This window comes from Bradyrhizobium sp. SPXBL-04 (assembly GCF_051853035.1).
GTDB lineage: Bacteria > Pseudomonadota > Alphaproteobacteria > Rhizobiales > Xanthobacteraceae > Bradyrhizobium > Bradyrhizobium zhanjiangense.
Genome location: NZ_CP182472.1, coordinates 8,428,046 through 8,441,571, shown reverse-complemented (window position 1 = coordinate 8,441,571; position 13,526 = coordinate 8,428,046). Strand labels below are relative to the sequence as shown.

The 13,526-nt window shown below is 64.5% G+C and carries 12 protein-coding genes; 3 read left to right on the top strand and 9 right to left on the bottom strand.

Annotated elements, in window-relative coordinates:
* Nucleotides 1–32 precede the first annotated feature (32 nt).
* From ACNJX8_RS40205 to cyoA, 7 genes are read right to left on the bottom strand one after another with little or no spacing between them, the layout of a single operon-like run.
* Nucleotides 33–566 (bottom strand): response regulator transcription factor, encoded by a 534-nt coding sequence (locus ACNJX8_RS40205; protein ID WP_091893483.1) that lies wholly within the window; start codon nt 564–566, stop codon nt 33–35.
* Nucleotides 556–1,962, bottom strand: coding sequence for an ATP-binding protein (locus ACNJX8_RS40200; RefSeq protein ID WP_164934767.1), 1,407 nt, complete (start codon nt 1,960–1,962; stop codon nt 556–558). The genes ACNJX8_RS40205 and ACNJX8_RS40200 overlap by 11 nt, the downstream gene beginning before the upstream one ends.
* Entirely contained in the window at nt 1,934–2,785 is an 852-nt protein-coding gene (locus ACNJX8_RS40195) for an SURF1 family protein (protein WP_439359073.1), read from the bottom strand. The genes ACNJX8_RS40200 and ACNJX8_RS40195 overlap by 29 nt, the downstream gene beginning before the upstream one ends.
* Complete coding sequence (gene cyoD / locus ACNJX8_RS40190; protein WP_128937029.1) at nt 2,782–3,162, bottom strand: cytochrome o ubiquinol oxidase subunit IV; 381 nt, start codon at nt 3,160–3,162, stop codon at nt 2,782–2,784. Before cyoD ends, ACNJX8_RS40195 begins: the two co-directional genes overlap by 4 nt.
* A complete protein-coding gene (gene cyoC, locus ACNJX8_RS40185; RefSeq protein WP_128940319.1) occupies nt 3,159–3,788 on the bottom strand; it encodes a cytochrome o ubiquinol oxidase subunit III in 630 nt (209 codons plus the stop codon). The genes cyoD and cyoC overlap by 4 nt, the downstream gene beginning before the upstream one ends.
* Nucleotides 3,789–5,786: a cytochrome o ubiquinol oxidase subunit I gene (gene cyoB, locus ACNJX8_RS40180; RefSeq protein WP_439359072.1), complete on the bottom strand. Its 1,998-nt coding sequence runs from the start codon at nt 5,784–5,786 to the stop codon at nt 3,789–3,791.
* A gap of 11 nt (nt 5,787–5,797) precedes the next feature.
* Nucleotides 5,798–6,961: a ubiquinol oxidase subunit II gene (gene cyoA / locus ACNJX8_RS40175; protein ID WP_128947630.1), complete on the bottom strand. Its 1,164-nt coding sequence runs from the start codon at nt 6,959–6,961 to the stop codon at nt 5,798–5,800.
* Nucleotides 6,962–7,144: 183 nt separating this feature from the next.
* On the opposite strand from cyoA, the gene ACNJX8_RS40170 reads away from it, so the two are divergent.
* Nucleotides 7,145–8,473 carry an MFS transporter gene (locus ACNJX8_RS40170; RefSeq protein WP_439359071.1) on the top strand — a complete coding sequence of 443 codons (1,329 nt, stop codon included), beginning with the start codon at nt 7,145–7,147 and terminating at the stop codon, nt 8,471–8,473.
* A gap of 139 nt (nt 8,474–8,612) precedes the next feature.
* Here the strand turns inward: ACNJX8_RS40170 and ACNJX8_RS40165 are convergent, their stop codons facing one another.
* Together ACNJX8_RS40165 and ACNJX8_RS40160 are read right to left on the bottom strand one after the other, a co-directional pair.
* Nucleotides 8,613–10,004 (bottom strand): M48 family metalloprotease, encoded by a 1,392-nt coding sequence (locus tag ACNJX8_RS40165; RefSeq protein WP_439362038.1) that lies wholly within the window; start codon nt 10,002–10,004, stop codon nt 8,613–8,615.
* Nucleotides 10,005–10,137: 133 nt separating this feature from the next.
* A complete protein-coding gene (locus tag ACNJX8_RS40160; RefSeq protein WP_439359070.1) occupies nt 10,138–10,908 on the bottom strand; it encodes a thermonuclease family protein in 771 nt (256 codons plus the stop codon).
* A 472-nt stretch (nt 10,909–11,380) separates the two neighbouring features.
* On the opposite strand from ACNJX8_RS40160, the gene ACNJX8_RS40155 reads away from it, so the two are divergent.
* Together ACNJX8_RS40155 and ACNJX8_RS40150 are read left to right on the top strand one after the other, a co-directional pair.
* Nucleotides 11,381–12,586 carry an ABC transporter substrate-binding protein gene (locus ACNJX8_RS40155; RefSeq protein ID WP_439359069.1) on the top strand — a complete coding sequence of 402 codons (1,206 nt, stop codon included), beginning with the start codon at nt 11,381–11,383 and terminating at the stop codon, nt 12,584–12,586.
* Between the two features lie 150 nt (nt 12,587–12,736).
* Nucleotides 12,737–13,525, top strand: a complete 789-nt coding sequence (locus ACNJX8_RS40150) for an enoyl-CoA hydratase (protein WP_128940316.1) — start codon at nt 12,737–12,739, stop codon at nt 13,523–13,525.
* The last annotated feature ends 1 nt before the right edge of the window (nt 13,526 follow it).

Below are 13,526 nucleotides of genomic sequence, written 5' to 3'. Positions count from 1 at the left end.
GGGAAGGGAGGAGGGATCTCGATCCCTTCCTCCTACTTCACCGGCCGCTTCTCGAGCTTCCTTGCCAGCGTCCGCCGATGCATCCCCAATCGCCGTGCCGCCTCCGAGATGTTGAAATCCGTCTCGATCAGGGTCTGGTGGATGCGCTCCCATTCCAGCGTCTTGATCGATGTCGGCCGGGTGTCGAGCGCGACCTCGGCGTTGCCCTCGGCCTTGTTGAAGGCGGCCTCGATGTCGTCGGTGTTGGACGGCTTCGCCAGATAGTGGCAGGCCCCCAGCTTGATGGCCTCGACGGCGGTGGAGATGCTGGCAAAGCCGGTCAGCACCACGATCAGCATGTCGGGATCATGCGTGTGCAAGAGCTCGACGCAGGCAAGTCCGGAGGCGCCGCCGAGCTTGAGGTCGACCACGGCATGGCCGAAGGATCGCTCCTCCAGCACTTGGCGCACCTCCTCGATCGAGGCGGCCAGCACGACCTCGTAGCCGCGGCGCTCGAACGAGCGTTTCAGCGTGCGGGCGAAGCCGGCATCGTCCTCGACGACGATGAGCGAGCGGTCAGGCGTCAAAATTCCCTCCGATCGCGAGCGTTGCGAGCGGCAGCGTGAGGCGCACGGTGGCGCCGCGCTTCCTGTGGTTCTCGGCGGTCACGCTGCCCCCCAACTTGCGCACCACGTTCACCACCAGGAACAGGCCGAGCCCGCCGCCGGCACGACCCTTGCTCGACTGATAGGGCTTTCCGAGCTGCGCCAGCATCTCCGGCGCGAAGCCCGGGCCGCGATCGCTGATCGCCAGCACGAGATTGTCGCCCTCGCGCTCGGCGACGAGCTCGACCCATTCCCGCGAGACCTCGTAGGCATTGTCGAGCACGTTGAAGATCACCTGCTTCAGCGCGACGTCGGAGACGATCGCGACATCCTCGCCGAAGGTGTTGACGAAGTAGAGCGTGCGCGCCGAGCGCGCGTCGCGCCATTCCTCCACCAGCGCAGTGACGAAGGCCGTCACCGTCGTCGGCGAGGAGCCTTCGCCGCGCGCTTCGCCCGCCGACACCAGGATGCCCGTGACGATCGATTTGCAGCGTTGCAGCGAGGTTTCCATCTCCGCGAGATCTTCGGCGAGTTCCTGATCGGCGGCGAGATCGGGCATGCGGCGCCAGTCGCTGAGGATCACCGAGAGCGAGGCCAGCGGGGTGCCGAGCTCATGGGCCGCGCCGGAGGCGAGCAGGCCCATGCGCACGATGTGATCCTGCTCGGCCGCGTGCTGGCGCAGCGCCGCCAGATGCGCGTCGCGCTCGCGCAAATTCCTGTTGATGCGGGTGACGAACACCACCAGCAGCACGGCGTTGAGAACGAAGCCCAGCAGCATGCCGGTTACGGTGAGGCTGTAGGTCTCGCTGATCGGATTTGGCGGCAGGTCGAGCGGCCGGTAAGCGAGCGTCAGCCACACAAAACTCGCGCAGGTCAGTGCCACCAGCGACCAGGTCGAGCGGGCGTCGAGCAGCACCGCGCCCAGCGTCACCTGGAGCAGGAACAGCGAGGTGAACGGGTTGGTGGCGCCGCCGGAGAGGTAGAGCTGCGCGGTCAGCGCTGCGACGTCGAGCATCAGCGCGACCAAGAGCTCATTGTTGGTGATCGCCGCGCGATGGCGCACCCAGACCAGGCTGGAGACGTTGAGCAGCACCAGCGCGCCGATCACCGCGCCCATCCGTTCCAACGGCAAGGCAATACCCAGGCCAAAATGCACGACGCCGATGGTCACGATCTGGCCGACCACCGCGGTCCAGCGCAGCTGGATCAGCAGCGCCATGTTCTTGCGGTTGGTCTCGTCGTCGGTGGGAGCAGTGCCGATCAACTCGCCACGCGCGTCGGCCTGCGACTGCAGCGTCACGGCCAGCTCGCCGCCATGGGCAAGCGTCCGGGGATTCGACTTTGCGTCGTCAGGTCGGCTCGACGATCGTTCCAGCATCTGATCCCGTCCTGCGGGCAGCGGCATCGGAGCCGCCGGCCGGTTCGTGGACGAAGCGTTTGCGGCGGAACAGCCCGCCGCCGAATGTGACGAAAAGCCTGCCGACCAGCATGAAAGCCAGGGCAAACCACGTCAGCGCGTAGATCAGGTGGTTATTGGGAAAGCGGATCACGGTCAATCCGCCGATCGGACCGCCGGCAATTTGTGATCCGGCGTCGGCATCCACGAAAAAGGGCGCGACCTCGTGGAGGCCGCGTGCCGCTGCGATCGCGGCGACATCCCGCGAATACCAGCGGTTGTGCTGGGGCACGTTGTTCCGCAGAAATCCGCCTTTCGGCTCCGTCATGCGCAACAGGCCGGTGATCTCGACCTGGCCGTCGGGATTGCCGTCCCGGCGTGTCGATGCGTCGCGCCGCTCGGACGGCACGAAGCCGCGGTTGATCAGGACCTGCGTGCCGTCGCTGCGCAGAAGCGGCGTCAGCACCCAATAACCGGGGCCTTCCTCGGTGACGGCTTGAACCAGCGTCTCGCGGTCATGCAGGAAGCGGCCGGTGACGCTGACATGCCTGTATTCGTCGTTCGCGGCGGTGATCGTGGGCCATGAAGCGGCCGAGGGGATCGGCACCGCCTGGGCATGAACGCGCTGCTCAACGCGGTCGATCAGCGCTAATTTCCAGGCGCGGCGCTCGATCTGCCAGACGCCAAGTGCGATCAGAAGGGCAATCGCCGTCAGCGAGAGGACCGTGAGCCACAGGGACGGGGATCGCGCAGCCTTGCCGCGCGTCCCCCCTGCCTTGCCCGTCACGGTCCGGTGTTCGCTCACTTCATTCCCGTCATCTGGTGGATCGGCATCATGTTGCTGTTGAGGTGGTTCATCACCCACAGCGAACCGGACAGCGCGATCACCACCATGACGATGGTGAAGATCAGCGCCATCATGCTCCAGCCGTTCTCGGACGTCGTGTTCATGTGCAGGAAGTAGATCATATGCACGACGATCTGCACGACCGCGAAAGCCATGATGACCAGCGCGGTGATCTGCTTGCTCGGCAACGCGCCGCTCATCACCAGCCAGAACGGGATCGCGGTGAGCACGACCGAGAGCACGAAGCCGAGCATGTAAGTCGAGAACGTGCCGTGGGCGTGGCTGTCGCCGTGGTGGTGGTCGTCGGCGTGGACGGCGTGGGTATCGGTGCTCATCGCAGAACTCCCAGGAGATAGACGAAGGTGAAGACGCCGATCCAGACCACGTCGAGGAAGTGCCAAAACATCGACAGGCACATCAGACGGCGGCGGTTGGCCTCGATCAGGCCGAACTTTTGGACCTGCACCATCAGCGTCACCAGCCAGATCAGGCCGCAAGAGACGTGCAGGCCGTGGGTGCCGACCAAAGTGAAGAAGGCGGACAGGAAGGCGCTGCGCTGCGGCGTTGCGCCTTCATGGATCATGTGGGCGAACTCGGTGAGCTCGATGCCGATGAAGGCGAGGCCGAACAGGCCGGTGATCGCCAGCCACAGCTGAGTCTGGGCGATCTTGTTCTGCTGCATCGTCAGCATGGCAAAACCGTAGGTGATCGACGACAGCAGCAGCATCGACGTGTTCACCGCGACCAGATCCAGGTCGAACAGGTCCTTTGGCGCGGGACCGGCGGCATAGTTGCCGCCGAGCACGCCGAAGGTGGCGAACAGGATCGCGAAGATGAGGCAGTCGCTCATCAGATAGATCCAGAAGCCGAGCGAGGTGCTCCAGCCTTCCGGATGCGGATGCTCGTCGGCGAGATAGAAGACCGGCTCGCCGGTCTGCGAGGGATTGATCGCGACAGTCATTTACTTGGCTCCGGCGAGCAGTTTGGTGCGCGCGTCCTCGGTCCGGATGACGTCTTCAGCCGGAATGTCGAAGTCGCGGTGATAGTTGAAGGTGTGACCGATACCGACGGCGAGCATCGCGATGAAGCTCACCGCGGCCAGCCACCAGATGTACCAGATCAGGCCGAAACCCATCGCCGTGGCGAAGCCGGCGATGATGATGCCGGTGCCGGTGCTGCTCGGCATGTGGATCGGCCTGAAGCCGGTGAGCGGACGCTGGTAGCCGCGCTTCTTCATGTCCCACCACGCGTCGTTGTCGTGCACGACGGGCGTGAAGGCGAAGTTGTAGTCCGGCGGGGGCGAGGAGGTCGCCCATTCCAGCGTGCGCGCATCCCAGGGATCGCCGGTGACGTCCTTGAGCTGCTCGCGCTTGAGGAGGCTGACCGCAAACTGCATCAGCATCGAGAGGATACCGATGAAGACGAAGACGGCACCGATCGCTGCGATGATGAACCAGATCTGCAAGGACGGATCATCGAACACCCGCAGGCGGCGGGTCACGCCCATCAGGCCGAGCACGTAGAGCGGCATGAAGGCGAGGTAGAAGCCGGTGACCCAGAACCAGAACGACATCTTGCCCCAGAACGGATCGAGCTTGAAGCCGAACGCCTTCGGGAACCAGTAGTTGATGCCGGCGAACGCGCCGAACACCACGCCGCCGATGATCACGTTGTGGAAGTGCGCGATCAGGAACAGGCTGTTGTGCAGGACGAAGTCGGCCGGCGGCACCGCCAGCAGCACGCCGGTCATGCCGCCGATCACGAAGGTCAGCATGAAGGCGATGGTCCACATCATCGGCAACTCGTAGCGGATGCGACCGCGATACATCGTGAACAGCCAGTTGAACATCTTCGCGCCCGTCGGGATCGAGATGATCATCGTGGTGATGCCGAAGAACGAGTTGACGCTGGCGCCCGAGCCCATCGTGAAGAAGTGGTGCAGCCAGACGAGGTATGACAGGATGGTGATGACGACCGTGGCGTAGACCATCGAGGTGTAGCCGAACAGCCGCTTGCCGGAGAAGGTCGAGGTGACCTCAGAGAAGATGCCGAACGCCGGGAGAACCAGGATGTAGACCTCGGGATGGCCCCAGATCCAGATCAGGTTCACGTACATCATCGGGCTGCCGCCGAAATCGTTCGTGAAGAAGTTGGTGCCGACGTAGCGGTCGAGCGAGAGCAGCGCGAGCACGACGGTCAGGACCGGGAAGGAGGCGACGATCAGGACGTTGGTGCAGAGCGAGGTCCAGGTGAACACCGGCATCTTCATCATGGTCATGCCGGGGCAGCGCAGCTTGACGATGGTGCAGATCAGGTTGATGCCGGATAACGTCGTGCCGACGCCGGCGACCTGCAGCGCCCAGATGTAATAGTCGACGCCGACGTCGGGACTGTAGCCGATGTTCGACAGCGGCGGATAAGCCAGCCAGCCGGTGCGGGCGAATTCACCGATGAACAGCGAGGCCATCACCAGCACCGCGCCGCCGACCGTCATCCAGAAGCTGAAATTGTTCAGGAAGGGAAACGACACGTCGCGCGCGCCGATCTGGAGCGGCACGACGTAGTTCATCAGGCCCGTGACCAGCGGCATCGCCACGAAGAAGATCATGATCACGCCGTGGGCGGTGAAGACCTGATCGTAGTGATGGGCGTTGAGATAGCCTTCGGAGCCGCCAAAGGCGAGCATCTGCTGGCCGCGCATCATCAGCGCGTCGGCAAAGCCCCGCAGCAGCATCACGATGCCGAGGATCATGTACATGATGCCGATGCGCTTGTGGTCCACCGTGGTGAACCACTCGCGCCACAGATAGCCCCAGAGGCGGAAATAGGTGAGGCCGCCGAGCAGTGCAGCGCCGCCGAGCGCGACCACCGCGAAGGTGCCGACGACGATCGGCTCGTGCAGCGGCAGCGATTCGAAGCCGAGCCGGCCGAAGATGAGCTTGAGAAGATCAGGAGACATGCGGGATCTCTTTAGGAGTCTGACTTCGGACGCTGTCCGAGGAAGAAGGAAGAGGACTTCAGCGGCGTGAACGACGGCCGCTTCAGGCCGGCGCCGATGAGCGGCGCGGTGTCGGTGGGAGCCTTGATCGACGCGGTGGTCGTGGCGCCTTGCGGCGCATCCGGCGTGCAGGTGCCGGCGACGAAGCTCGGCTCTGGCCCAAGCACCGTGCCGCGGCGGGCGTATTTGTCGTAAGTGAGCGGCAGGGTGTTGTTCAGGCCCTCATGGCCGTTGCCGCCCTTGGCGTCGATCGCCATCATCTCGCTCTGGCACATCTTGCCGGTCTCGACGCACATGTTGAGGATCAGGCGGTAGAGATCGGCATCGACGGTGCCATAGCGGCGGACCGGTTCGTTCTGGCTGGGCTTTTCGAGCTGCAGATATTCGGCGCGGCCGAGCGAGCCGCCGGCCGACTTGGCGCTGGCGATCCAGGCGTCGAAGCCCTTGTCGTCGAGGCCCTGGAAGTTGAAGTGCATGCCGGAGAAGCCGGCGCCGCTATAGTTCGCCGAAAAACCCTTGTAGATGCCGGTGTGGTTGACGACGGCGTGGAGCTTGGTCTCCATGCCGGGCATCGCGTAGATCTGGCCGGCGAGCGCTGGGATGTAGAACGAGTTCATCACCGAGGACGCGGTGATGCGGAAGGTGATCGGACGATCGACCGGAGCTGCCAGCTCGTTGACGGTGGCGATGCCGTAGTCCGGATAGATGAAGAGCCACTTCCAGTCGAGCGCGACGACGTCGACCTCGAGCGGAGCCTTGGACTGGTCCACGGCGCGCTCCGCATGGATGCGGCCGAGCGTGCGATAGGGGTCGAGCAGATGCGTGCCCATCCAGGTCAGCGCGCCCAGGCAGACGATGATCAAGAGCGGCGCCGACCAGATCACCAGCTCGAGCTTGGTCGAGTGGTCCCATTCCGGCTCGTAGCGGGCCGAGCTGTTGGACTGCCGGTAACGCCAGGCAAACAGCACCGTCAGCGCCATCACGGGGACGACGATCAGGAGCATCAGGACGGTGGAGATGATGACGAGGTCGCGCTGCTGGGCAGCGATATCGCCGGCGGGCGCCAGCACGATGTAGTTGCAGCCGCTGAGCGCAACCGCCAGGGGTAGCAGCGCCAGAATCTTGAGACGGGACACGGGGCCGAGCCTTATGAGAATGAGTTTCCTTTGCGGGGCCAAGGGGTAGCTGCGGCGCAACAATCCGGACATTGGACAATTTGTCCAATGTTGCAGTGCGGAATGTTAGGCCAGAGAGGACCAGATTGCCTGGCGTCCCGCCGGGCGGTCGGCTTTGGTTTTCAGGACGTTAAGGGCGCACGAATGGCGACGGCACAGACCCCCGCAATGGCAGACCTCCACTCGGGCGAGCACGGCCACGACCAGGCCAGTCCCGGCGAGATCGCCATCGGCGTCATCATCGGCCGCACCTCGGAATTCTTCGACTTCTTCGTCTTCGCGATCGCCTCGGTGATCGTGTTCCCGCGCCTGGTGTTCCCGTTCGCGAGCGAGCTGACCGGCACCCTCTATTCTTTCATGATCTTCGCGCTGGCCTTCATGGCCCGGCCGATCGGCACCGTCATTTTCATGACGGTCGACCGCGCCTACGGCAAGACCGCCAAGCTGATCTCGGCGCTGTTCCTGCTCGGCACCGCCACCGTCGCTCTCGCGTTCCTGCCCGGCTATCACGAGATCGGGGGCGCGGCGATCTGGCTGCTGGCGCTGGCGCGTCTCGCCCAGGGTCTGGCCTGGGGCGGTGCCTGGGACGGTCTCGCTTCGCTGTTGGCGCTGAATGCACCGCCTTCGAAGCGCGGCTGGTACGCGATGGTGCCGCAGCTCGGGGCCCCTCTCGGGCTGATCGTGGCGAGCGCGCTGTTCGCCTATTTCGCCGGCAACCTCTCGGCCGATGATTTCTTCGATTGGGGCTGGCGCTATCCGTTCTTCGTCGCCTTCGCCATCAACGTCGTGGCGCTGTTCGCCCGCCTGCGCATGGTGACGACGGAAGAATATTCCTCGCTGTTCGAGACCCGCGAATTGCAGCCGGCGCGCATCTCCGACACCGTCGCGCGCGAAGGCCAGAACATCATGCTCGGCGCCTTCGCGCCGCTGGCGAGCTTCGCGCTGTTTCACATGGTCACGGTGTTTCCGCTGTCCTGGGTATTCCTGTTCACCCGCGAAAGCCCAGTGCGCTTCCTGATCATCGAGATCGTCGCCGCCGTGTTCGGGGTCGTCGCGATCGTGCTCTCCGGCATCATCGCCGACCGTGTCGGCCGCAAATCGCTGCTGATGGGATCGGCGATTGCGATCGCGATCTATAGCGGCTTTGCCCCGCAGCTGCTCGACGCCGGCGCGTTCGGCGAGACCATCTACATGGTGATCGGCTTCATCCTGCTCGGCCTGTCCTTCGGCCAGTCCTCGGGCGCGATCGCCTCGAACTTCAAGCAGACGTACCGTTACACGGCTTCGGCGCTGACTTCGGATATGGCCTGGCTGTTCGGCGCCGGCTTCGCTCCGCTGGTGGCGCTTCTGCTCGCGACCAATCTCGGCGTCATTGCCTCGGGTGCGTACCTGCTGTCGGGCGCGTTCTGGACCCTGCTCGCGCTCTGGCTCAGCGGCCAGCGCGAGGCGGGCGATATGGATGCGGGGCGGTAGGGCTCGCGCCGTCCCCACATCACAGGTTTCGTAGGGTGGGCAAAGGCGCGTAAGCGCCGTGCCCACCATCTCTCAACGATTGCGACCGGGAATGGTGGGCACGCTCTGCTTTGCCCACCCTACGGTAGCTCGGCGTGTGTCAATCCGCGACGATCTTCACGCGATCCCGCACCTTCACCTGCGCGTTGCGATCGAGTCCGTTCAGTACGCGGAAACGTTCCGCGGGGTGATCGACGCCGGCCATGCGGTGGGACAGCGATTCCACGGTGTCGCCGGGCTGCACGGTGATGACCTTGATCCGTAGCGGGCGCGCGGCCTGGATCTCGTCGAGCGTCAGGCGGCGGAATGAGTTGACGGTCTCGCGCGCGTTGCGGTCGCTCTCGGTCGACTTCTGCCGTGTCGCGAAGATGAAGCGGTAGACGTCGCTGCCGAAGCGCAGTGCATAGACCTTGAACTGCCACTGATCGCCCTTGGCGGTGGCGGACGCCGCCGGAAAACCGTTGATGGTGAGGTCCTCGGTCGAGGCCTTCTCAACGCCTTCCATCCAGCCGGAGTTCAGGTAATCGCCGAGCGACTGCTCGGCCGGCACCCGCACCACGTCGAAGCGCATCGCCTGCGAGCCGCCGTCGCGCACGCCGATCACGGCCTGCGCGGTGTTGTCGAGCGTGAAATTGTCCGGCGCCTGGAAGGTGAAGCCGAGCTTCGGATGCAGGAACCTGCGGCCGCGGACAAAGCCTTCGCTGGGGTCTTCGCCATAGACGAGGTTGTCGATCGCGGCGAGATAGGTTTCGCGGTCGCGTTCGGCGCCCTCGGGCGCAGCATATTGCCGCGCGATGGTCTGCGCGTTCTGCACGCGCTCCGGGGTTGCCGGATGCGACGAGGTGAAATCCTGCGCGCGTGGATCGAGCGAGCTCTTGCCGGCCTTCAGCTCGGCATTGCGCTCCATTGCCGAGAGGAAGCGCGCTGCACCGTAGGGGTCGAAATGCGCGCGGGCGGAAATGCCGACGCCGATGCCGTCGGCCTCGATCTCCTGCTTGCGCGAGAAGCTCGCCATGGTGAGCTTGGTCTTGGCGAGCGCGAGCGCGGTGAGATCGGGATCGTTGCTCATGTCGGTGACGACGCGGGTGACGATCGCGGCCTGGCGCGCCTGATCCTCGCGCATCGCGGCGTGCTTGGACAGCACATGCGCCATCTCGTGGCTAAGCACGGACGACAATTCCGAAGTGTCGCTGGCGAGCGCGAGCAGGCCGCGCGTGACGTAGAGCTGACCGTTCGGCAGCGCGAACGCATTCACCGCGCCGGAATTGAGGATGGTGACCTTGTAGCCCTGATCGGGACGGTCGGAGGCGGCGACCAGGCGGTCGACGGTCTTGCTGACGAGCGATTCCAGTCGGGGATCGTCATAGGTCCCGCCATAGCTCGCCAGGATGCGCTCATGCTCCTTCTCGGTCGCGGGGGTCTGCGCCACCGCCGGCTTCGGCTTGGGCATCGCCACAACCGGTGGCGCCGCGGCGGTCTGGAACCGGCCCATGTCGCCGCAACCCGCCAACGCCGTGCCCAGGACAAGGCATAGCGCGGCCGGCGCAGCCCGCAGGCGGCGGCCATCACCTCGTTCGTGCCGTTCTAGCACCCCATTCACGTCGCTTAACCCGTGCCCGGCCCATTTAGGGCCTTACCCCTGTCGGCTCGTTTGCGCCTAGCAACTCGACCTGTCCCACGAGGCGTATATCGATCCGCGGCCCCGTGTTTCCCTCGACCCAGCCCCGAACTCGAATACGTCTATTTTCCAGGGACTTAAGGGTAATTCCGGCGCTTTCGAACGCCGGTAACGTGCGCTTTGAGATAGTCGCCGCAAAGCCGCGTGTCCAGTTCCGTCCGAAGTTGAGGTAGGTCATTGCCCCAGCTTGCCGGACCGACAGGACTTTGCCCTCGACCACCATAAAGCGCCCGATCCCCGCCAAAATATCGTCCGGACTTTCCGCGTTTTTTATGGCCGACGGGTCAGCCCAGCTGCCCTTTTTTTGACGCCGCGCCTCGGCCTCCGACGCCATCAGGGCGGCCGCGCAGTCCCTGTCCGCGATCTCGGCGGAGACGATGGCATCGCCCTGGGCGAGCAGCGTCGCCTGCACCGAGGCGTCGCTTTCGCCGACGAAGACCAGCGCGTTCTGGCGGCCGTAGCGGTCGGGCGTGTCGTCAGAGCTCCGCAGTGTCACGTCGCGGCCGGCGAGCAGCGAGGTCAGCGCCAGCTTCGTCGTCGCCGTCGGCTCGATGCCGGTGAGGCGGATCTCGCGGCCGTCGTCGAGGCGGATGCTGCGCGCATCGACGATCGCGGCGACACGGCCCTCGCCTTGGGATTCGAATTGGCATGGCGAGGCGGACGCGGCGTGACCCGCGAAGAGAAGACATGCGACGATGAGGTGAAGCCGTTGCGCCACGTGACCCGGAGAGGTTGTGTTACGCTCCAGTTCTAACCCAAATGTAGCGAACGACGAAGGGCTGTCGTAGGGTGGGCAAAGCGAAGCGTGCCCACGTCTTTGGCCAACCGCGCGGGCGGTGGGCACGGAGCGAAGAGCGCGCCTTTGCCCACCCTACGGCAGATCATGTGATGCTTCGCCATTGCCTCACACGCCGTCATTGCGAGGAGCGGAGCAATCCAGAGTCCCTCCGCTGAAAGATTCTGGATTGCTTCGCTGCGCTCGCAATGACGTGGAAACATTTCGCCGCACTCCACCATTCCGCTTTGCGGAAAACATGCGCGGCAATCATGCGCTTGTAACGGCACCTCGCGCTTGCTGCCCTCTCGCGCATGCGGCATGATTGCCGCCAATAGCGATAGCCAAGACCAATGGCCAAGAGCAATAACCAAGCCGCCATCAGAGCACGGCGCGATAAGGGAGGTGTTTTTCGATGAAGCATATTCTGTCGAGCATTTTTGCTGCCGCGTTTGCCCTGAGTGCGAGCGTCGTGCAGGCGGAGGACAAGCCACCGCTCAAGATCGGCGGCATCCTCGATATGTCGAGCCTCTACGCCGACATCACCGGCCCCGGCAGCGAGACCGCAGCCAAGATGGCTGTCGAGGACTTTGGCGGCGAGGTGCTGGGCCGCAAGATCCAGGTGCTGGCGGCCGACCATCTCAACAAGGCCGATCTCTCCGCCAACATCGCCCGCGACATGCTCGACAATCAGGGCGTCGAGATGATCTATGACGTCGCGGCTTCCGCGACCGCGCTCGCCGCCGGCGAGATCGCGAAAGCGCGCAACAAGATCATCGTCTTCAACGGTCCCGGCTCGATCCGCCTCAGCAACGAAGCCTGCGGTCCCTATACCGTGCATTATGTGTTCGACACGTTCGCCCAGGCCAACGTGACCGGGCTTGCAGCCGTGAAGTCGGGCCTCGATACCTGGTTCTTCCTCACCGCTGATTACGCCTTTGGCCAGGACCTCGAGAAGGACACCAGCAACGTCATCACCAAAACCGGTGGCAAGGTGCTCGGCAGTGTGCGTCATCCGCTCAACACCTCGGATTTCTCGTCGTTCCTGCTCCAGGCGCAGGCCTCGAAGGCCAAGGTGATTGGTCTTGCCAATGCCGGCGGCGACACTGTCAACGCCATCAAGCAGTCGGCGGAGTTCGGCATCATGAAGGGCGGCCAGAAGCTGTCGCCGCTGCTCGCCTTCGTCACCGACATCGACTCGATCGGGTTGGAGACCGCGCAGGGCCTGCTGCTGGCCGAAGCGTTCTACTGGGACATGAACGACGAGACGCGCGCCTTCTCGAAGCGCTTCCAGGAGCGCGTGAAGCGGCCGCCGACCTCGGCACAGGCCGGCGTCTATTCCTCCGTGACGCATTATCTGAAGGCGGTGAAGGCGGCCGGCACGACCGACGCTGCTGCGGTGATGAAGGTGATGAAGGAGACGCCGATCAACGACTTCTTCGCTCATAACGGCAAGATCCGCGAGGACGGCCGCATGATTCACGACATGTACCTGTTCGAGGTGAAGAAGCCGTCGGAGTCCAAGGGCCGCTGGGACGACTACAAGCTGCTCGCCACCGTGCCCGGCAATGAGGCGTTCCAGTCGCTGGAGCAGTCGCGCTGCCCGCTGGTGAAGAAGTGACGGCGTGACGTAGTCACGACGTCATTGCGAGGAGCTCTTGCGACGAAGCAATCCAGACTGTCTCCGCGGAAACATTCCTGGATTGCTTCGCTTCGCTCGCAATGACGGTGTGGTGATAACTCGGCTAGACAACAACAAGGAAGGCGTCCCATGAACGACATGGTCCTGCAAAAGCTCGAAGGCGGGCTGCTCACCATCACCATGAACCGGCCGGAGCGCAAGAACGCGCTCAACCCGGACATGGTGCGCGGGCTGGTCGAGGCGGCGCGGCGCGCGGCCGACGATGCGGAAGTGCGCGCGGTGCTGTTCAAGGGCGCGGGCGGCAGCTTCTGTGTCGGCGGCGACGTCAAATCGATGGCGGAGGGTCGGGCGCCGCTGCCGTTCGAGCAGAAACTCGCAAACCTGCGCCGCGGCATGGAGGTCTCGCGCATCCTGCACCAGATGCCAAAGCCCGTCGTGGCGCAGCTCGACGGCGCGGCGGCCGGCGCCGGCCTGTCGATGGCGTTGTCCTGCGACCTGCGCATCGCCAGCGAGTCCTGCAAGATCACCACGGCCTTCGCCAAGGTCGGCTTCTCCGGCGACTACGGCGGGACCTATTTTCTGACGCAGCTGCTCGGCAGCGCGCGGGCGCGCGAGCTCTATCTGATGTCGCCGGTCCTCACCGCGAAGGAGGCGCATGCGATCGGCATGGTGACCAAGGTCGTGCCCGACGCCGAGATCGACGCCGCCGCGCACGAGCTTGCGCTGTCGCTGGCGCAGGGGCCATCGATCGCGCTCGGCTTCATCAAGCGCAACATCAACAATGCCGAGCATCTGGCACTGGAGGATTGCTTCGATGGCGAGGCGATCCATCACACCCGCTGCGGCGACACCGAGGACCACAAGGAGGCCGCCAAGGCCTTCGTCGAGAAGCGCAAGCCGACCTTCAAGGGCGCATGAC

Excerpts from the sequence above, each read along its gene's own strand:
- ACNJX8_RS40200 (WP_164934767.1), bottom strand. The coding sequence starts at position 1,962 with ATGCTGGAACGATCGTCGAGCCGACCTGACGACGCAAAGTCGAATCCC.
- cyoD (WP_128937029.1), bottom strand. The coding sequence starts at position 3,162 with ATGAGCACCGATACCCACGCCGTCCACGCCGACGACCACCACCACGGC.
- cyoC (WP_128940319.1), bottom strand. The coding sequence starts at position 3,788 with ATGACTGTCGCGATCAATCCCTCGCAGACCGGCGAGCCGGTCTTCTAT.
- cyoB (WP_439359072.1), bottom strand. The coding sequence starts at position 5,786 with ATGTCTCCTGATCTTCTCAAGCTCATCTTCGGCCGGCTCGGCTTCGAA.
- ACNJX8_RS40170 (WP_439359071.1), top strand. The coding sequence starts at position 7,145 with ATGGCGACGGCACAGACCCCCGCAATGGCAGACCTCCACTCGGGCGAG.
- ACNJX8_RS40165 (WP_439362038.1), bottom strand. The coding sequence starts at position 10,004 with ATGGGCCGGTTCCAGACCGCCGCGGCGCCACCGGTTGTGGCGATGCCC.
- ACNJX8_RS40155 (WP_439359069.1), top strand. The coding sequence starts at position 11,381 with ATGAAGCATATTCTGTCGAGCATTTTTGCTGCCGCGTTTGCCCTGAGT.
- ACNJX8_RS40150 (WP_128940316.1), top strand. The coding sequence starts at position 12,737 with ATGAACGACATGGTCCTGCAAAAGCTCGAAGGCGGGCTGCTCACCATC.